At 60.6% G+C, this 19,309-nt stretch carries 17 protein-coding genes, 2 tRNA genes and 1 pseudogene; 15 read left to right on the forward strand and 5 right to left on the reverse strand.

Annotated elements, in window-relative coordinates; all coding sequences use genetic code 11:
* Positions 1 to 38 precede the first annotated feature (38 nt).
* The 6 genes from IWX85_RS04480 (at position 39) to IWX85_RS04505 (ending at position 6,718) form a co-directional block, all read left to right on the forward strand.
* A complete protein-coding gene (locus IWX85_RS04480; protein WP_036811726.1) occupies positions 39 to 392 on the forward strand; it encodes an FKBP-type peptidyl-prolyl cis-trans isomerase in 354 nt (117 codons plus the stop codon).
* 89 nt (positions 393 to 481) lie between these two features.
* Positions 482 to 1,678: a nicotinate phosphoribosyltransferase gene (pncB, locus tag IWX85_RS04485; RefSeq protein ID WP_196868876.1), complete on the forward strand. Its 1,197-nt coding sequence runs from the start codon at positions 482 to 484 to the stop codon at positions 1,676 to 1,678.
* Positions 1,679 to 1,734: 56 nt separating this feature from the next.
* A complete protein-coding gene (locus IWX85_RS04490; RefSeq protein ID WP_196868877.1) occupies positions 1,735 to 3,147 on the forward strand; it encodes a sodium:proton antiporter in 1,413 nt (470 codons plus the stop codon).
* Positions 3,148 to 3,165: 18 nt separating this feature from the next.
* Positions 3,166 to 4,152: a D-glycerate dehydrogenase gene (locus IWX85_RS04495; protein ID WP_196868878.1), complete on the forward strand. Its 987-nt coding sequence runs from the start codon at positions 3,166 to 3,168 to the stop codon at positions 4,150 to 4,152.
* A gap of 6 nt (positions 4,153 to 4,158) precedes the next feature.
* Entirely contained in the window at positions 4,159 to 5,508 is a 1,350-nt protein-coding gene (rmuC, locus tag IWX85_RS04500) for a DNA recombination protein RmuC (protein ID WP_196868898.1), read from the forward strand.
* Positions 5,509 to 5,521: 13 nt separating this feature from the next.
* Positions 5,522 to 6,718: an MFS transporter gene (locus tag IWX85_RS04505; RefSeq protein ID WP_036811733.1), complete on the forward strand. Its 1,197-nt coding sequence runs from the start codon at positions 5,522 to 5,524 to the stop codon at positions 6,716 to 6,718.
* Positions 6,719 to 6,751: 33 nt separating this feature from the next.
* Here the strand turns inward: IWX85_RS04505 and IWX85_RS04510 are convergent, their stop codons facing one another.
* The 3 genes from IWX85_RS04510 to earP form a co-directional block, all read right to left on the reverse strand.
* On the reverse strand, positions 6,752 to 7,615 hold the full coding sequence (locus IWX85_RS04510; protein ID WP_196868879.1) for a TIGR00730 family Rossman fold protein: 864 nt from the start codon (positions 7,613 to 7,615) through the stop codon (positions 6,752 to 6,754).
* Between the two features lie 178 nt (positions 7,616 to 7,793).
* On the reverse strand, positions 7,794 to 8,348 hold the full coding sequence (efp, locus tag IWX85_RS04515; RefSeq protein WP_029525317.1) for an elongation factor P: 555 nt from the start codon (positions 8,346 to 8,348) through the stop codon (positions 7,794 to 7,796).
* Positions 8,349 to 8,519: 171 nt separating this feature from the next.
* The gene (gene earP, locus IWX85_RS04520; protein WP_196868880.1) at positions 8,520 to 9,647 is read right to left on the reverse strand and encodes an elongation factor P maturation arginine rhamnosyltransferase EarP; all 1,128 of its coding nucleotides are present in this window, start codon (positions 9,645 to 9,647) and stop codon (positions 8,520 to 8,522) included.
* 43 nt (positions 9,648 to 9,690) lie between these two features.
* Between earP and uvrC the strand changes: the two genes are divergently transcribed.
* The 3 genes from uvrC (at position 9,691) to IWX85_RS04535 (ending at position 13,236) form a co-directional block, all read left to right on the forward strand.
* Positions 9,691 to 11,640, forward strand: a complete 1,950-nt coding sequence (gene uvrC / locus IWX85_RS04525) for an excinuclease ABC subunit UvrC (protein WP_196868881.1) — start codon at positions 9,691 to 9,693, stop codon at positions 11,638 to 11,640.
* Between the two features lie 85 nt (positions 11,641 to 11,725).
* Positions 11,726 to 12,292: a CDP-diacylglycerol--glycerol-3-phosphate 3-phosphatidyltransferase gene (gene pgsA / locus IWX85_RS04530; RefSeq protein WP_036811747.1), complete on the forward strand. Its 567-nt coding sequence runs from the start codon at positions 11,726 to 11,728 to the stop codon at positions 12,290 to 12,292.
* A gap of 62 nt (positions 12,293 to 12,354) precedes the next feature.
* On the forward strand, positions 12,355 to 13,236 hold the full coding sequence (locus tag IWX85_RS04535) for a DMT family transporter (RefSeq protein WP_051984417.1): 882 nt from the start codon (positions 12,355 to 12,357) through the stop codon (positions 13,234 to 13,236).
* Here the strand turns inward: IWX85_RS04535 and IWX85_RS04540 are convergent.
* Complete coding sequence (locus IWX85_RS04540) at positions 13,196 to 14,158, reverse strand: LysR family transcriptional regulator (RefSeq protein ID WP_196868882.1); 963 nt, start codon at positions 14,156 to 14,158, stop codon at positions 13,196 to 13,198. The two genes, IWX85_RS04535 and IWX85_RS04540, sit on opposite strands and share 41 nt — an antisense overlap.
* Positions 14,159 to 14,287: 129 nt before the next feature.
* On the opposite strand from IWX85_RS04540, the gene IWX85_RS04545 reads away from it, so the two are divergent.
* The 6 genes from IWX85_RS04545 (at position 14,288) to IWX85_RS04570 (ending at position 19,012) form a co-directional block, all read left to right on the forward strand.
* Positions 14,288 to 15,166, forward strand: coding sequence for an alpha/beta fold hydrolase (locus tag IWX85_RS04545; protein ID WP_196868883.1), 879 nt, complete (start codon positions 14,288 to 14,290; stop codon positions 15,164 to 15,166).
* 16 nt (positions 15,167 to 15,182) lie between these two features.
* Positions 15,183 to 16,277: a tartrate dehydrogenase gene (locus IWX85_RS04550; RefSeq protein WP_196868884.1), complete on the forward strand. Its 1,095-nt coding sequence runs from the start codon at positions 15,183 to 15,185 to the stop codon at positions 16,275 to 16,277.
* Between the two features lie 241 nt (positions 16,278 to 16,518).
* Positions 16,519 to 16,791, forward strand: coding sequence for an HU family DNA-binding protein (locus IWX85_RS04555; RefSeq protein WP_011801034.1), 273 nt, complete (start codon positions 16,519 to 16,521; stop codon positions 16,789 to 16,791).
* Between the two features lie 18 nt (positions 16,792 to 16,809).
* A tRNA-Val gene (locus IWX85_RS04560) sits at positions 16,810 to 16,885 on the forward strand.
* Positions 16,886 to 16,965: 80 nt separating this feature from the next.
* Complete coding sequence (locus IWX85_RS04565; protein ID WP_196868885.1) at positions 16,966 to 18,900, forward strand: SurA N-terminal domain-containing protein; 1,935 nt, start codon at positions 16,966 to 16,968, stop codon at positions 18,898 to 18,900.
* 36 nt (positions 18,901 to 18,936) lie between these two features.
* Positions 18,937 to 19,012: transfer RNA gene (locus tag IWX85_RS04570), tRNA-His, on the forward strand.
* Positions 19,013 to 19,127: 115 nt separating this feature from the next.
* Here IWX85_RS04570 and IWX85_RS20310 read toward each other — a convergent pair.
* Positions 19,128 to 19,309: pseudogene (locus IWX85_RS20310) on the reverse strand (hypothetical protein); the annotation flags it as partial.

A 19,309-nucleotide genomic window follows, 5' to 3' on the forward strand; every position in this document is an offset into this window, starting at 1 on the left:
CATTCATTTTTCAATCCATCGCTACAAAGGACATTGCCATGACGACGACCACCACCGCCTCGGGACTGCAGTACGAAGACACCGTGCTGGGCACCGGCGCCATCGCCAAGGCCGGCCAATACGTCAAGGTGCATTACACCGGCTGGCTCTACAACGACGGCGTGCAGGGCAAGAAATTCGACTCCAGCAAGGACCGTGGCCAGCCCTTCCAGTTCTCGCTCGGTGCCGGTGAAGTCATCAAGGGATGGGACGAGGGCGTGCAGGGCATGTCGGTTGGCGGGACGCGCCGCCTGGTGATTCCGGCAGCGCTCGGCTACGGCGCGCGTGGCGCGGGCGGCGCGATTCCGCCGAACGCTACCTTGCTGTTCGAAGTGGACTTTCTCGGCACCTGATTGCCCCCTGCAACCACCGTCAAGAAGTGCCAGGCCCGGCAGCGGGCTTGGCGCAACGCATTCCGCCCCACGCGGCTCCAGGGTTCACCATGATCATCACCAGCCTGCTCGACACCGACCTGTACAAGTTCACCATGATGCAGGTGGTCCTGCACCAGTTCCCCGCTGCCGAGGTGGAATACAAGTTCAAGTGCCGCAACGCCGGCGCGCCCGGAATCGGCGACCTGTCGTTCTACGTGCACGAGATTCGCGAGGAAATCCGCGGGCTGTGCAGCCTGCAGTTCCAGGATGCTGAACTGAGCTACCTGAAGGCCATGCGTTTCATCAAGAGCGACTTTGTCGATTTCCTGGCGATCTTCCGGCTCAGTGAAAAGTATGTCAGCGTCAAGGCCCTGCCTTCGGGCGAGATCGAAGTCCTGATCAAGGGCCCGTGGCTGCACACCATCCTGTTCGAGATTCCGGTGCTGGCCATCATCAACGAGGTCTATTTCCGCAACACGCAAAAGCAGCCCGACCTCGCCGATGGCCGAAAGCGCCTGGAAACCAAGATCGGACAACTGCAGGTCAGGAGCCTTGCGGAACTCAAGATCGCCGACTACGGCACGCGCCGGCGTTTCAGCAAGGCCTGGCATGAAGAAGTGCTGCGCACGCTGCTCACCCGCCTGGGCAGCGGCGCGGAAGGGCAACTGGCCGGCACCAGCAACGTGCTGTTCGCCATGAAGCTCGGCTTGACCCCGCTGGGCACGATGGCGCATGAGTACTTGCAGGCCTGCCAGGCGCTGGGGCCGCGCTTGCGCGACAGCCAAGTGTTCGGCTTTGAAGTGTGGGCCAAGGAATACCGGGGCGACCTGGGCATTGCGCTGTCTGACGTGTACGGCATGAGCGCCTTCCTGCGCGACTTCGACCTGTACTTTTGCAAGCTGTTCGACGGCGCCCGCCATGACAGCGGCGACCCGTTCCAGTGGGGTGAACGCATGATCGGCCACTACGTGAAAAACCGTGTCGATCCCAGGACCAAAACGCTGATCTTCAGCGACGCGCTCACGGTACCCCGCACCATCGATCTGTACCGCCAGTTCCGCGGGCGCTGCCAGCTGGCCTTCGGCATCGGCACCAACCTGACCAACGACCTGGGGTTCGAGCCGCTGCAGATCGTCATCAAGATGGTGCGCTGCAATGGCCAGCCGGTGGCCAAGCTGTCCGACACACCGTCCAAGAACATGTGCGACGACGAAAAATACCTGGCCTACCTGCGCCAGGTGTTTGATGTCGCATCGGTACGCTGAGCCCAGCAGCCCGCGCTCTGCGGCCACGGGTATTGGGCTTTTAACCTGATCTGTCCATGAAATTTCTTCGCTGCAGTGCCGCGTTTGCGCTACTTTGCCTGTCGCCCGGCCTGTCGTTCGCTGCCTCGCTCGATGGCAGCGTGCTGCCGGCGCTGTTTGCCGTGCCGTTTGCCGGCCTGCTGCTGTCAATTGCGCTGCTGCCGCTGCTGGCGCCATTCTTCTGGCATCACCATTTCGGCAAGGTGTCGGCCGCCTGGTCGCTGGCTTTTTTGCTGCCCTTCGCCGCGATGTACGGCCCCGGCCTGGCGGCGTTCAGCTTCATGCATGCGCTGCTGGAGGAATATATTCCCTTCATCCTGCTCCTGACGGCACTTTTTACCGTCGCCGGCGGCATTCACATCCGGGGCAACCTGCATGGCAGCCCGGGGCTGAACACCGCCCTCCTGGGTATTGGCGCAGTGCTGGCCAGCTTCATGGGTACCACCGGCGCCTCGATGCTGCTGATCCGGCCTCTGATCCGCGCCAATGACAACCGCGCGCACAAGGCGCATGTGGTGGTGTTCTTCATCTTCATCGTGTCGAACGCTGGCGGCTCGCTGACGCCGCTGGGTGATCCGCCGTTGTTCCTGGGTTTCCTCAAGGGCGTGGATTTTTTCTGGACCGCGCAGCATATCTTTCCTGAAACGCTGTTTCTGGTGGGCTCGCTGCTGGCGATCTTCTTTGCGCTGGATTCGTGGTTTTACCATCGTCGAAGAGCGCTGTGGCCGCTCGACCCGACGCCCGACACCCGGCGCATCGGCTTTGATGGCGGCGCCAACTTCTGGCTGCTCGGCGCGGTTGCCGGGCTGGTGCTGCTCAGCGGCCTCTGGAAGTCGCCCGTGGCGTTCGACATGGCCGGCACCCGCGTCGGTCTGCCCGGCCTGGTGCGCGATGCGGGGCTGGTTGCCATCACCTTCATCTCGCTGCGCATCACCTCTGAAAAGGTCCATGCAGACAACCAGTTTTCCTGGGGACCGATGGTGGAAGTCGCCAAGCTGTTTGCCGGCATTTTCCTGACCATCATCCCGGTGATCGCCATGCTCAAGGCCGGCGCCAGCGGCCCTTTTGGCGCGGTGGTGTCCAGCGTGACCCGGCCAGACGGATCGCCCGATCCGGCGATGTACTTCTGGGCTACCGGCGCACTCAGCTCCTTTTTAGACAATGCGCCGACTTACCTGGTGTTCTTCAACACCGCCAGCGGCGACCCGCAGGCGCTGATGACCACCTTCGCCCCGACGCTCGCCGCCATTTCGGCCGGTGCGGTGTTCATGGGCGCCAACACCTACATTGGCAACGCGCCCAATCTGATGGTCAAGGCCATCGCCGAGGACCGTGGCGTGAAAATGCCGAGCTTCTTCGGCTACATGCTGTGGTCAGGCGGTGTCCTGATTCCGTTGTTCGTCATCATGACCTTCCTCTGGTTCAAATAAAGAAAGCAACCCTTCCCCATGAGCAAACCCAAGATCCTGATTGCCCGCGCCGTTTTTCCTGAAGTCATTGCCCGGCTTGAGCAGCATTTCGAGGTCGAGTCCAACCAGGACGACCACACCTGGTCCAAGGCCGAACTGATCGCGCACCTGCAAGGCAAAGCTGGCGCCTTCACCACTGGGGGCGACCGCATCGACGCCGAAGTGCTGGCCGCTTGCCCCGAACTGAAAATCTGCGCCAACATGGCCGTCGGCTACAACAACTTTGACATCGACGCCATGACCGCCGCCGGCGTGCTGGCGACCAACGCGCCCGACGTGCTCACCGAAACCACCGCCGACTTCGGCTTTGCGCTGCTGATGGCCACGGCCCGCCGCATCACCGAAAGCGAGCATTTCCTGCGCGCCGGGCAATGGACGAAATGGCGCTACGACATGTTCGCCGGCTCCGACATCCACGGCAGCGTGCTGGGCATCCTGGGCATGGGCCGCATCGGGCAGGGAATTGCCAAGCGCGGCGCGCATGGCTTTGGCATGAAGGTGATCTACCACAACCGCTCCCGGCTCGATGCGGCGCTGGAGGCCGAATGCCAGGCCCGCTACGTCGGCAAGGACGAACTCCTCAAGACTGCCGACCATCTGGTGCTGGTGCTGCCGTATTCACCGGCATCGCACCATGTCATCGGTGCCGCCGAACTGGCGCTGATGAAGCCAACTGCAACGCTGGTCAACATTGCGCGCGGCGGCATTGTCGATGACGCGGCACTGGCAGCAGCCTTGCGCAACCGGACGATTGCAGCGGCAGGCCTCGACGTGTTCGAAGGCGAGCCGTCGGTGCATCCCGACCTGTTGGCCGTGCCGAATGTGGTGCTGACGCCGCACATCGCCAGTGCCACACTGCCGACGCGCCTGGCCATGGCCAGCCTGGCGGCCGACAACCTGATCGCTTTTTTTACAGGAAATAAGCCTTTAACGCCCTTGAATGCTGCCGTGTTAGCTATCAAATAAATAGTGATTAATTCCCCTGAATTCTGGCTGGCGGCGGTCCTGCTGCTGGCCAACCTGCTGCTGCTGGTCTGGCTGTTGGTGCGCAAGCCCGCGCCCGCCGAAGGCCATGCCGAACTGCTCAACGGGTTTGCCGACATCAGCGACCGGCTGGAGCGCGAACTGCGGCGCGAAATCAGCGACAGCGCGCGCAGCAGCCGCCAGGAACTGGCTTCGACGCTGGCCACCTTCCAGCAAACGCTGGTGCAGCAAAGCGCCGAAGCCACGCGCACCCAGAACACCCAGATCGATGCCTTTTCGCGCCAGCTCAGCGTGCTGCAGCAAAGCGTTTCCGACACGCTGACGACCCAGTTGCAGTCGGTCAGCGAGTCGAATGCCCGGCGCATGGGCGAGGTGCGTGAAACGCTGGCGCACCAGCTGGCGCAGCTGCAGCAGACCAATTCGGCCAAGCTCGACGAAATGCGCCGCACCGTCGATGAAAAACTGCAGAACACGCTGGAAGCGCGGCTTGGCCAGAGCTTCAAACAGGTGGCCGACCGGCTCGAACAGGTGCACAAGGGCTTGGGCGAAATGCAGACGCTGGCGCAGGGCGTGGGCGACCTCAAGCATTTGCTGACCAATGTGAAGACGCGCGGCATTTTTGGCGAGGCCCAGCTGGCCGCGCTGCTGGAGCAGGTGTTCACGGTGGAGCAGTATGCCGCCCAGGTCGTGACCCGGCGCGGCGGCAAGAACCCGGTCGATTTCGCCATCAAGTTACCGGGCCGGTCCGATTCGGGCGAACCGCTGTGGCTGCCCATCGATGCCAAGTTTCCGAACGAAGACTACGAACGCCTGCTCGATGCGCAGCAGCGCGCCGACGGGCCGGGCGCCGAGGTGGCTGGCAAGGCGCTGGAAATGCGCATCCGGCTGGAAGCGAAATCAATCTCTGAAAAATACATCGAGCCGCCTTACACCACCGACTTTGCCATTTTGTTCTTGCCCACCGAGGGCCTGTATGCCGAGGTGCTGCGCCGTCCGGGCCTGATCGAATGCCTGCAGCGCGAGCACCGCATCACACTGGCCGGGCCGACCACGCTGCTGGCCATGCTCAACTCCCTGCAAATGGGCTTTCGCACGCTGGCGCTGGAAAAGCGCTCCAGCGAAGTCTGGCAGGTGCTGGGCGCGGTCAAGACCGAGTTCGGCAAGTTTGGCGACGTGCTGGCCAAGGTCAAGTCGCAAACCGAAACCGTGCTCAACACGCTCAGCAGCGCCGAGCAGCGCAGCCGGGTGATGGGCAAGGCGCTGCGCAACGTCGAAGCCCTGCCTGACTCGGAAGCGGCCCGGCTGATTCCGCTGGCCAAGGAACTGGAGCCGGAATGAGCACAGCCGCCGCATGACGCCCGAGTTGGCCCGGCTGATCCTGGCCCAGATCTGCCTGCACGCCTGCATGGCCGGCACCCGCATGTCAGCGCCCCTGCTGGCGCTGCGCGAAGGCTACAGCCCGGCGGCCGTGGGTGTGCTGCTGGCGCTGTTTGCCCTGACGCAGGTGTTTCTGGCATTGCCGGCGGGCCGCTTTGCCGACCGGCATGGCCTGCGGCGCCCGGTCAGTTATGGCGTGCTCGCCGCGATGGCCGGGGCGGGCGCTGCCGTCGCTTTCCCGGTGTTTCCGGTGCTATGCCTGGCCGCGTTGCTGACGGGTGGCGCCACCGGCGTGGCCACCATTGCCCTGCAGCGCCATGTCGGGCGGGCGGCCGGTGGTGTTTTGCAGCTGCGCAAGGTGTTCAGCTGGCTGGCGATCGGCCCGGCGATCTCCAATTTTGTCGGCCCGTTTTCAGCCGGCCTGCTGATCGACCATGCCGGCACGTCGCCGGGCAGCCTGACGGGTTACCGGGCGGCTTTTTTCCTGATGGCGCTGCTGCCGCTCGTCACCTGGTTCCTGGTGCGCCAGACCCGCGAACTGCCTGCGTTGCTGGCCGCGAACGATGGCACGCGGCCCAAAGCCTGGGATTTGCTGCGCCAGCCGATGTTTCGCCGCCTGATGGGCGTGAACTGGTTGTTGTCGTCGTGCTGGGATGTCCACACCTTCGTCGTGCCGGTGCTGGGCTTTGAGCGCGGCATCAGCGCCTCGGTGATCGGCTCGATCCTGGGCGCTTTTGCGCTGGCCGCTGCGGTCATCCGCATGCTGATGCCGTGGCTGGCCGCGCACCTGAAGGAATGGAAGGTGCTGGCCGCCTCGATGCTGGCAACGGCCTTGCTGTTTGCGGTGTATCCCTTCATGCGCTCGGCGCTCGGCATGGGCATCTGCTCGGTGCTGCTGGGTTTTTCACTCGGCATGGTGCAGCCCATGATCATGAGTATGCTGCACCAGATCACGCCCGAGGCGCGCCACGGCGAGGCGTTGGGCCTGCGGCTCATGGCCATCAACGCTTCCAGCGTGCTGATGCCGATGCTGTTCGGATCGGCCGGTGCGCTGGTCGGCATTGCCGGCGTTTTCTGGGCGACAGGCGCTTTGGTGGGCATGGGCTCGCGCCTGGCCTGGCGGCTCAAGGACAGTATTGCCGCCACGCCGCATGGCGACAGGCCAGGCTGACTCAAGTTCGACAGCGTCTGCCCGGCGCCGGATTCAAAGTTCGTAAAAGTTCTTGATCGCGTCCCAGGCAGCCTGCGGCTGATCGACGTACTGGATCAGGTCCAGGTCCTGCGGCGAAATCGCGCCTTCCTCAATCATCACGTCGAAGTTGAACAGCCGTTTCCAGTATTCGGTGCCAAAGAGAATGATGGGCACCGGTTTGGCCTTCTTGGTCTGCACCAGCGTGATGACCTCAAACAGCTCGTCGAGCGTTCCGAAACCGCCGGGAAAAGCCACCAGTGCCTTGGCACGCATCATGAAATGCATCTTGCGCAAGGCAAAGTAATGGAACTTGAAGTTCAGCGACGGAGAAACATAAGGGTTCGAGCCTTGCTCATGTGGCAGCACAATGTTCAGGCCCACGGTCAGCGCGCCCATTTCCTGCGCGCCGCGATTGGCCGCTTCCATGATGCCCGGGCCGCCGCCAGTGCAGATGAACAACTGCTCGGCCGACGGGCGCGGGTTGCTGTAGCCCGCCACGATGCGCGCGAACTGCCGCGCCTGGTCGTAATACCTGGCATTGCGCATATGCCGCTGGGCCAGCCCTAGTGCGGCTTCGTCATCGCCCTGCGCGGCCAGGGCAAGTGCCGCTTCGGCCTGCTCGGGCGCCGGAAAACGGGCGCTGCCGAACACCACGATGGTGTTTTCGATGCCCTGGGCCTGCTGGTCGATTTCGGGCTTGAGCATTTCGAGCTGGATGCGGATGGCGCGGGTTTCGCGCCGCAGCATGAACTCCGGGTCGGCAAAGGCCAGTCGGTTGGCATCGGGCCGCAGCGGCGCGCTGTCGCTGGACAGGGAATGCAGTTCAGCCCAGGCATTGGCCAGCCGGTCTTCTGATAGGTCTTGTGTTTGTTCCATGGGCTTGGGTTTCTGTGAGGCGTGAATTCGGTGTTTGTCCCCCCGGTCACGCGGTATGCAAGGTAAGGAAAGCGATGGGTAACAGGAACATCATAAAGACGGTTTGTGTCGTGCTTCCCGCCAGGAAATAAAAAAGGCTCCCTGTGGGAGCCTTTTTAGGGGGCAGGGCAATGCCGGATCAGACGCGCTTGCGGTATTCGCCAGTGCGGGTGTCGATTTCGACCACGTCGCCCTGAGCCACGAAAATAGGCACGCCAATTTCAAAACCGGTGGCCAGCTTGGCTGGCTTTAGCACCTTGCCAGAGGTGTCGCCCTTGACGGCGGGCTCAGTCCAGGTGATTTCGCGCTGCACGCTGGTGGGCACTTCAACCGAAATGGCCTTGCCGTCATAGAACACGACTTCGAGTTCCATGCCGTCCTGCAGGTAGTTCAGCGAGTCACCCATGTTTTCGGCCTCGACTTCGTACTGGTTGTAGTCGGCGTCCATGCAGATATACATCGGGTCGGCAAAGTAGGAGTAGGTGCATTCCTTCTTGTCCAGGAAAACCTGGTCCAGCTTGTCGTCGGCCTTGAAGACCTGCTCGGTGTTGAAGCTGGCAATCAGGCTTTTCAGCTTCATGCGCACGGTGGCAGAGTTGCGCCCGCCGCGGCTGTATTCGGTTTTCAGCACGACCATCGGGTCCTTGCCGTGCATGATGACGTTACCGACGCGGATTTCTTGAGCGATTTTCATAGCAATTTCAGTGTGGTGGACCGCTGACCCTGTGCAGTTGTGGTGCAGGTTCTGCGGCGGGTTATAGGCCCAGGACCCGCTACGGGGCCAGTGATGGCGCCAGTGACAGGGCCGGTTTTCAGGCCATTCATGCGTCTTGCCTCAACAGGCTGGATCGCAAAGCCCATGATTTTAGCGGTTTTTTGCCACAAAGCTAAGCAGGCTGGTGCACAGGTCGTTCTGGCGCATCAAGCGTTCGCGGGCATTGCCTAAGCAGGTTTGCCAGTCCTGCAGGTCGCGCTGCAGTACCCGAGGTGCTTCATGGCCGGTGCCCGAGCGGTTCCACGCCTGGTGAAAATGTCGTAATGAAGGCGGCGCTTCGAGCATGTCAAGAAAGGCGTCCAGCTTGTCCAGGTGCGCCGCATCGTCCTGCGGGTAGATGTGCCAGACCAGCGGTTTTCCGGCCCATAGCGCGCGTACCAATGAGTCCTCGCCGCGCACGAAATTCAGGTCACAGGCCCACAGCAGGTGATCGAATTCATTCTGGGTCAGCAGCGGTAAATATGAAATTGATAGCTGCTTGTGCCCGCTGGTATTGCGCCACAGGCCTATTTCGTCATTAAAAACGGCTTTAACGGCATGGCTGGCCCGGCCCGCCGCCACGAGCAGGCGCACCGGCTTACCGTCAAGGCCGTATTGATCCAGTTGTCTCAGCAGGCCTGGCAGCGCGCCGGGTTCGTAGCAGAACAGCGACACCCGTTTTTCCCCGTTGAATGTGATGCCCTGCTCGGCCAGCCAGGCTGGAGCGTCAAAGCGGGACTGCCGGTCGGCCAGCCCGGGTTCGCGCAACAGGCCGCCGGTGGCTGCCGTGAAGCCGGGGTAGAAAAACCATTTGTCCCAGTCCGCCGCCGGGCCGCGCTGGATCCGCGAGGGCAGGGCATGGCAACGCTCGACATACGCCTCGGCGGACAGGTATTCGAGGTTGATCCAGACGGGTTTCAAGCCGTTTGCGCTGTGCTGAACTGCGCAAGCAGCTATGAATTCAGGAGCGACATCGCATCCGAACGCTTCGACCAGCACATCGCTCGGCTGCGAGGCAAGGTTTGCTGCCCGCAGCTCGAGCGGCTGTTTCCAGGGAATCACCTGAACATTGCGGCAACCCCCCGGGGCCATCCACTGCAGCGCGCAAGCGTCATCCACCCACAGGCGCACGCGGTGGCCACGCGCCGCCAGGTCGGCGGCCAGACGCCAGCACACGCCAATGTCCCCGTAGTTGTCGATGACTTTGCAAAAAATGTCCCATTGCAGGCGGTGATTCATGAAAGGATTGTCCACAATACGGCCATCCCGCACGCATGACACCATGACCCCAACCCACGAATTCGATCCCCAGCTGCTCAGCGAAGTGGCGGCATTGCCGCCCTTGCCCGGCGTTTACCGCTACTTTGACGAGCAGGGCGGCGTGCTGTATGTCGGCAAGGCGCGCAACCTGAAAAAGCGGGTCACCAGCTATTTTCAGAAAAACCATGGCGGCACCCGGATCGGCCACATGATCACCAAGATCGTGCGCATGGAGACCACGGTGGTGCGCTCCGAAGCCGAGGCGCTGCTGCTGGAAAACAACCTGATCAAGACGCTCCACCCGAAGTACAACATCCTGTTCCGGGACGACAAGAGCTATCCCTACCTCAAGCTGACCGCCGCCCAGCCCCGGCCCGAGGGCGACGCGCCGGCGGCCATCGCCTTTCCGCGCATTGCCTACTACCGGGGTGCGGTCGAAAAAAAGCACCGTTATTTCGGGCCGTATCCCAGCGCCTGGGCGGTGAAAGACACCATCTTGCTGTTGCAAAAGGTGTTCCGGCTGCGCACCTGCGAGGACACGGTGTTCAACAACCGCACGCGGCCCTGCCTGCTGTACCAGATCAAGCGCTGCTCCGCGCCGTGCGTGGGCCATGTGTCGCCCGAGCAGTACGCGCTGGACACGGCCAACGCCGAGCGCTTTCTGCAGGGCCAGACGCAGGAAATTCTGAGCGAGCTGGAAAAGAAAATGCTCGCGCATTCAGACCGGCTGGAGTTCGAGCAGGCCGCCGAGCTGCGCAACCAGATGGCGGCACTGTCGAAAATCCTGCACCAACAGTCGATGGAAATTGGCGGCAAGAACGGCGATGTGGACGTGGACATCCTGGCGGTGAAAGTGCAGGGCGGCAAGGCCTGCGTCAACCTGGCCATGGTGCGCGGCGGCCGGCATCTGGGCGACCGGCCGTACTTTCCGACGCATGTGGAGCATGCCGCCGACGTGGCGGCGCTTGATGCCGAGCCTGATTCGCCAGCCGTTGCGGTGAAGGAAAAATCGCTGGAGGCGCTGGTGCTGGAGGCCTTCATCGCCCAGCACTACATCGACGTGCCGGTGCCGCCCACGCTGGTGGTCAGCGAGCCGGTCGACAGGGACCTGATGGCCGCGCTGGCGGAGCAGACCGGCAGCCGCGTCGCCGCCATCCACCAGCCGCGCGAGCAGCGCCGTGTCTGGCTGGAAATGGCGCAGAAAAATGCAGGCCTCCAGCTGGCGCGCCTGCTGGCCGAGCAGGGCTCGCAGCAGGCGCGCACCCGGGCGCTGGCCGAAGCGCTGGAACTGCCGATGGACAACCTGGACGCGCTGCGCATCGAGTGTTTCGACATTTCGCACACGGCTGGGGAAGCGACCCAGGCGTCGTGCGTGGTGTTCAAGGAACACAAGATGCAAAGCAGCGAATACCGCCGCTACAACATCGAAGGCATCACCCCCGGCGACGACTATGCCGCCATGCGCCAGGTACTGACACGGCGCTACACCAAGCTGGCCGAGGCCGCGCGCAATGGCGAGGCCACGCTACCCGACCTGGTGCTGGTCGACGGCGGCAAGGGCCAGGTGTCGATGGCACGCGAGGTGTTTGTCGAACTCGGGCTGGACCTGGGGCTGATTGCCGGCGTTGAAAAAGGCGAGGGCCGCAAGGTGGGGCTGGAAGAGCTGGTGTTTGCCGACGGCCGGGAAAAGGTCTACCTGGGCCGCGATTCGGCCGCATTGATGCTGATCGCCCAGATTCGCGACGAGGCGCACCGCTTCGCCATCACCGGCATGCGTGCCAAGCGGGCCAAGGTGCGGGTGGGCGGCAGCCGGCTGGAGGACATTGCCGGCATTGGTCCGAAAAAGCGCGCCAGCTTGCTGCAGCGCTTTGGCGGCGTGCGCGGCATTGCGTCGGCCAGCGTCGAGGACATCGCCATGGTCGATGGTATTTCAACCGCACTGGCCGAGGAAATTTACCGGGCGCTGCATTGATGGCCCAACGCGACGCAGCTTGCAGCGCACAGGTCGGCCGCATGGCTTACGCAGCCGGTCTGCAGCTCATGCGAAAATCGGCGCCATGTTCCTGACCATCCCCACCTTAATGACCTGGACGCGGATTGTTGCGATTCCGCTGATCGTGGGGGTGTTTTACCTCGACATTCCTGCTGCGCAACGCAATCTGATTGCCACCGTGATGTTCGTGGTGTTTGCCGCCACCGACTGGCTTGACGGTTATTTGGCCCGCAAGTTGAACCAGACATCGTCTTTCGGCGCTTTTCTGGACCCGGTGGCCGACAAGTTTCTGGTTTGCGCTTCACTGCTGGTACTGGTGCATCTGCAACGGGCCGATGTGTTCGTGGCGCTCATCATCATCGGCCGAGAGATCGCCATTTCGGCGCTGCGCGAATGGATGGCGCAGATCGGCGCCTCCCGCAGCGTGGCGGTACACATGCTCGGCAAGGTGAAAACAACGGTGCAGATGATCGCAATTCCTTTCCTGCTCTACGACGGCCTGCTGTTCGGCATCATCAACACCCCCGTCTGGGGAACCTGGCTGATCTGGCTGTCCGCCATCCTGACGGTCTGGTCCATGGTCTATTACCTGCAAAAAGCGATTCCTGAAATCCGCGCACGGGCCAAATGAATGTTTCCTGACGCAACCCGGTTTTGAACGCTCCGCCGTCCTCCAGCGCCCTCATCCGGGCGATGCCCGCTGTCTTTGTGCTGATCTGGAGCACCGGCTTCATCGTCGCCAAGTTCGGCCTGCCGTACGCGCCGCCGCTGACCTTTCTGGTGCTGCGCTATGCGTTTTCCATTGCCTGCTTTTTGATCTGGATCGGTTTCAGCCGCGCCCGCTGGCCGCGCGTGCGCCAGCAGTGGCTGCACCTGGCACTGACCGGTGTGCTGATGCATGCAGGTTACCTGGGCGGCGTCTGGGTCGCGGTGAAAAGCGGCATGGGCTCGGGCCTGGCGGCGTTGGTCGTTGGCCTGCAGCCCGTGCTGACCGCCCTGTGGCTTTCATGGGCAGGCGCAACGAGTTCCTCAATGGCGCCAAAAACACAGGTCACGCCCCGCCAGTGGGCCGGGTTGGCCCTGGGGCTGGGCGGCTTGCTGCTGGTGGTGGCGCGCAAATTCGGCAGTGGCAGCGAAGTGACCGCGCTCACGCTGGGTTGCACGGTATTTGCCTTATGTTGCATCACCGTGGGAACGCTGTACCAAAAGCATTTTGTCCAGCCGACCGACGTGCGCACCGCCAATGCCATACAACTGGTTGCCGCCTTGCTGGTCACGCTGCCGTTTTCCTTATTGGAATCCGAGGCGATTGTCTGGAACACCGAATTCATCGGCGCCATGGCCTGGTCTGTGCTGGCGCTGACGCTGGGTGGCAGTTCGCTGCTGTACCTGCTGATCCAGCGCGGCGCGGCCACCGCGGTCACCAGTCTGCTTTACCTGGTGCCGCCCACCACAGCCGTCATGGCATGGCTGCTGTTTGGAGAATCCATCACGCTGGCGACTGTGGTCGGCACGGCGCTGACGGCGCTGGGCGTCAGCCTGGTGGTACGGCCTGCGAAGCTGCAGGCCGCTTAGTTTTCCAGGGCTCGTCGTGGAATTGCGCCACCAGAAAGTCGATCAGCAGACGAATGCGGCGCGGCGAATCCGTGCGGTAAGGCGCCAGCCAGTGAATGTCGGCATCCGGCATGGCATAGTCTTCGAGAACCCGCACCAGCTGGCCAGAAGCCAGCCAGGGTTCAATATCCCACAGGCTGCGTAGCATGATGCCGCGGCTATCCAGGCACCAGTCACGCACAAGTTCACCGGAGTTGCTCGACAGCGGACCCCGCACCCTGACCTGCTCGGGTGTCTTGCTGTCGCTTTTGTGCAGCGTCCAGGTATCGAAGCTCTGGCTCTGTGCGGGAGCGTTTTCGCGCACGATCAGGCAGTCATGGTCGCACAGGGCGCTCAACGTCAACGGTTCACCGTGCATCCTCAGGTAGTCGGGCGACGCTGCCAGCACGCGCCGGTTGGGCCCCAGCCGGCGTGATACCCATTGGGCAGCCTGCCTGCCGCGCACCTGCCACAGCCAGATGGCGCCGTCAAAGCCTTCGCTGCCAAGGTCGGGCAATTGCTCGGTGAGCTGCAGCTGGATGTCGATCCGTGGATAGCGTTCCTGAAACAGCGCCAGCGCCGGCCCCAGCCACAGGCGTCCAAAGCCAAAGGTCGCGGCCAGCCGTATCAGGCCGCAAGGCTCGGCCTTGCGCTCCTGAAGCTCGGCTTCAAGCGCAGCGAAGCCCTGCAGCAACGCGACGGCCCGTTCATAGACGGTTTCGCCCTCTGCCGTGGGACTGACACGCCTGGTGGTCCGCTGGAACAATCGCTGGCCCAGCCGTGCTTCAAGCGCCGCGAGCCGTTTGGTGACGACAGGCGCCGCCAGATCCAGGCTGCGCGCGGCTGCTGCCATGCTGCCTTCTTTTCGTACGGCCACCACCAGTTCCAGATCACTGCGCTCCATTGTTGCCTTGGTGGAAATAATTGATTGCCAAATTATTGCTTGAATCATCTCTTTGATTGCGACAAAATTTAGTGAGGCGGGGGCTTGTGTGGACCGCAGTGAAAAACCGCTAAAAATTTAGGTTGATCCATGTTTGAATCTTTTGTTGCCAGTGATGTTGAAGGCCCTGCCGGAATACTGCACACGTTGCGGGGTGGCTCCGGTGCCCCGCTCCTGCTGATGCATGGGCATCCGCAAACGCATGTGATGTGGCATGCCGTGGCCGATGCGCTGGCAACGGAATTCACCGTGGTGTTGATGGATTTGCGCGGCTACGGCGATTCGGTTCGCGCGCCCGCCGATGCGGAACACCAAGCGTATTCCAAACGAGCCATGGCGCTCGATGCCATCGCCGTGATGCGCCATCACGGATTTACGCAATTTCAGGTGCTGGCCCATGACCGGGGCGCCCGGGTGGCACACCGGCTGGCGGCAGACCATCCTGAAGCGGTTCAACGCTTGATGCTGCTGGATGTTGCGCCCACGCTGGGCATGTATGACAACACCTCAGATGCTTTTGCCCGCGCTTACTGGCACTGGTTTTTCCTGATCCAGCCTTCGCCTTTGCCGGAAGCGTTGATCGATTCGGATCCTGTTCGCTATCTCCGCAACGTGATGGGCCAGCGGCATGCGGGACTGGCGGCTTTTGCCCCTGACGCATTGGCTGAATATGAGCGCTGCGCGCAGATTCCGGGTACAGGTCTGAGCATTTGCGAAGACTACCGTGCTGCAGCGACGATTGACCTTGTGCATGACCGTGCCGACGTGGCAGCAGGCCTGAAATTGAGGCAGCCGCTTCGCGTGCTCTGGGCCGAGCATGGGGCGGTGGGCAGGTATTTTGACGTCATGCATCTGTGGCGGGAACGCGCCAGTGATGTATCCGGAGCAAGCGTTGCGAGCGGGCACTACATCGCGGAAGAGGCGCCTGAACAAGTGCTGGCGCAGGCATTTGAATTTTTCAAAAACTGAACCAAAGGAAAACACCATGGGTAAAAAAAGAATCGCCGTCATCGCAGGGGATGGCATCGGCAAGGAAGTGATGCCTGAAGGCATTCGCGTGTTGGAAGCCGCAGCGGTCAAGTACGGCATTGACCTGCAGTTCGACCACTTCGATTTTTCCAGCTGGGACTATTTTGAAAAGCACGGCAAGATGCTCCCCGACGACTGGAAGGACCAGATTGGCGGACATGATGCCATCTACTTTGGCGCCGTCGGATGGCCTGACAAGATTGCCGACCATCTGTCGCTGTGGGGTTCGCTGCTGCTGTTCCGGCGCGAATTTGACCAGTACATCAACCTGCGGCCCGCACGGCTGATGCCCGGCATCATTGCCCCGGTCGTGCGGCGTGACGGCAGCCCTCGCCAGCCAGGCGAAATAGACTTTTACATCGTGCGTGAAAACACCGAAGGCGAATATTCAAGCATTGGTGGCAGGGCATTTCCTGGAACCGAACGGGAGTTTGTGCTGCAAGAGTCGGTGTTTACCCGCATCGGCGTGGATCGGGTGTTGAAGTTTGCCTTCGAACTGGCGCAGACGCGACCCAAAAAACACCTGACCAGCGCGACCAAATCCAACGGTATTTCCATTTCGATGCCCTATTGGGATGAACGTGTCGCCGAAATGGCGAAAAACTATCCGGCGATCCAACTCGACAAGTTTCACATTGACATCCTGACGGCACATTTTGTGCAACGACCGGACTTTTTTGACGTGGTGGTGGCCAGCAATCTCTTCGGTGACATCCTGAGCGATCTCGGCCCTGCCTGCACGGGCACCATCGGCATAGCGCCCAGCGCCAACCTCAATCCGGAGCGCAAGTTTCCCTCGCTGTTTGAGCCGGTCCATGGCTCGGCACCAGACATTGCCGGACGCAATCTGGCCAATCCCATTGGCCAGATCTGGTGCGGAGCCATGATGCTGGAATTCCTGGGACACAAGGACGCCCATGACGGCATTCTCGCCGCCATTGAACAGGTTCTCAGTCCCCGGAGTGGTGCACCACGCACGCCCGATCTGGGGGGGCATGCGAGCACAGCGGATGTCGGCAAAGCCATCGCACAAGTATTGACCCAGGGGTAAAACCGCGTGTTGTCAAGCATGAAAATTAAAGCGCATGCTTGGCAACAAAATCAGAATTCGCCAAAACAAAGCTAGAATTCTCCTCCAGAGTTTAAATACTTGCGTCATGTTGACAGCCTGGAAGCCGATGGCTTTAATGAATCCAGAAATGAAGCTGTCGTCCCGATACCGCACTACCGTGTGTCGTGAAACCCGGTATCAAGCCAACCAGACCAATAGATCAAATAACGAGGTGCCTTTTGTGAACAAGACTGAATTGATTGAGCACATTGCCCAAAACGCCGATATTTCTAAGGCTGCTGCAACGCGTGCCTTGGAGTCCACCATCAGCGCAGTGAAGGCTACGTTGAAAAAAGGAGGCTCTGTGTCCTTGGTGGGCTTTGGTACCTTTGCTGTCGGCAAACGTGCAGCCCGGACAGGGCGCAATCCCAGGACTGGCGATGCGATTAAAATCAAGGCAGCCAAGGTTCCTAAATTCCGTCCAGGCAAAGCGCTCAAGGATGCGTTGAACTGATGTAATTTTTTTGCAGTGGGGTGCTTAGCTCAGTTGGTAGAGCAGCGCCTTTACACGGCGTAGGTCGGCGGTTCGAGTCCGTCAGCACCCACCACCCACTAAAAAAAAGGCGAACAAGGGTTCGCCTTTTTTTATTGTTGTGCCCGTTTGGGCCGTCACACAGGAAATTCGAAGATGTTTGATTTCATTCGCAAGCACACCAAGTGGACAATGGCATTGTTGTTTTTGTTGATCGTGCCATCCTTCATATTGGTTGGCATGAACAGTAACCCTTCCACTGAAAAGGGCCGTGTGGTGGCCAAGGTGGACGGAACCGAGATCACCCAGCCTGAATGGGATCGGGCGCATCTCAGCGAAGTTGACCGTCTGCGCGCCTCAATGCCTACGCTGGATGCCAAACTGCTCGACACGCCTGAAGCACGCTATGCCACCTTAGAGCGCATGGTTCGCGACCGCGTTGTTGCGGCAGCGGCTGAAAAGCTCAAGCTTTCCACCAGCGACCAGCATCTTGCGCGGGAATTGCAGAGCAGTCCCGAGATTGCCGCCTTGCGTCGCACTGATGGCTCGCTTGACTTGGAACGGTATCGTCAATTGCTCGGCGCCCAAGGTTTGAGTCCTGAAACGTTTGAAGCCAATGTGCGGTCTGACTTGTCCCGGCGACAGGTGCTGGCTGGGGTGGCCAATAGCGGCTTGACATCCGGTGTGGCGGCTGACCTTGCATTGAACGCTTTTTTTGAAAAGCGTGAGATCCAGCTTGCGCGATTCAACGCTGCTGATTACGTCGCAAAGCTCAACCCCTCAGAGTCCGACATTGAGAAGTTTTACAAGGCCAACGAAAAACTTTTCCAGGCACCCGAACAAGCCAGCATCGAATATGTTCTGCTCGACCTTGATACCGTGAGCAAGGGCATTGCGGTCAATGAAGCCGACCTCAAGACGTATTACGAGCAAAACGTCAAGCAATTGAGTGGCGCGGAAGAGCGTCGGGCCAGCCACATCCTGATTACCGCTCCGGTCAGCGCACCGGCCGCTCAGCGCGAAGAAGCGAAAGCAAAAGCTGAGGCACTGCTCGCAACTCTTCGTAAAGCTCCAGACACCTTTGCTGACGTGGCCCGAAAAAACTCCCAGGATCCGGGCTCTGCCCCCCGCGGTGGCGATCTCGAATTTTTTGGCAAGGGCGCCATGGTCAAGCCATTTGAAGACACTGCTTTTTCGATGCATAAGGGTGATATCAGCGATGTTGTAGCGTCTGATTTTGGATACCACATTATCAAGCTGACCGATATCAAAGTGCCTAAACAACGCAGTTTTGAAGAGATGAAGGAGACGCTTGAAGCGGATCTTAAGAAGCAGCAGGCACAAAAGAAGTTTTCTGAAACTGCTGAAGCCTTCTCAAATGGCGTGTATGAGCAGTCGGACAGTTTGAAGCCGGTGGCTGATCGTTTAAAACTGGAAATCAAAACTGCTGCAAATGTACTGCGTCAGCCAGCTTCAGGCGCAACAGGTCCAATGGCCAATGTCAAGTTTCTCAATGCACTTTTCTCACCTGATTCAATCGAGAAAAAACGTAATACCGAAGCCATTGAGGTGGACTCCAACCTACTGGTATCAGGACGTATTGTCCAGTACACCCCGGCGCGGAGCTTGCCTTTGGCCGAGGTCAAAAGCAGCGTGCGCCAGCGCTGGCTGGCACAGCACGGTGCCGAAGAAGCCGGCAAGGATGGGATTGGCAAGCTTGCAGTCTGGAAGGCCGCACCAGCCTTGGCGGTATTGGCTTCTCCAATAGTGGTATCGCGTCAACAGAGCCAGCAGTTGTCGGCAATACTTGTTAATGCCGCGCTGCGTGCTGATACAAACGTTTTACCCTCTTTTGAAGGCGTTGACCTGGGGGCTCAAGGCTATGCAATCGTCAAAATCAACAAGGTCGTGTCACGTGACCGACCGGCTGAAGTAGCAGCCGTTCAAGAGCGCAACCAGTACGGCCAACAGTGGGCCTCTGCTGAAACACTGGCTTATTACAACGGTCTCAAAGATCGCTTGAAAGCAGAAATACTGGTTACCAAACCTGCAGTTTCCCAGCAAAATGCGCAAGCTGCTTCAAGCAGGTAATGCATGCTCACTTTGCCGTTATAATCTATTCTTACGGTGGCTGTAGCTCAGTTGGTAGAGTCCAGGATTGTGATTCCTGTTGTCGTGGGTTCGAGCCCCATCAGCCACCCCAACCCAATATCGTGTTGATTTAAAAGACTTTTCATCAAGTCGAGCTTCGGCGGTGTCACGAACGAGTGACACGAATGCCGAAAAAAATCTGCACGCCACCATCTCACGCCTTGGCCTCACCCGCCACGGCGTTTTTTTGTCCGTTTTCCATCCACCGTAGACGCCAAGAGCAGGCGCACGGTCGTGCAACACTCTTTGAGTGAAGTGGGGTGTTTGTGTCTGCCCGCCTTGCGCCGGACAGCAGCGCGCAGCGTGTCGTGTATGCGCTGCCAGATACCCTGCTTTTTCCACTGGCAAA

Origin of the sequence: Polaromonas sp. CG_9.11 (assembly GCF_015752225.1) — a bacterium.
In the GTDB taxonomy this organism is placed as follows: domain Bacteria; phylum Pseudomonadota; class Gammaproteobacteria; order Burkholderiales; family Burkholderiaceae_C; genus Polaromonas.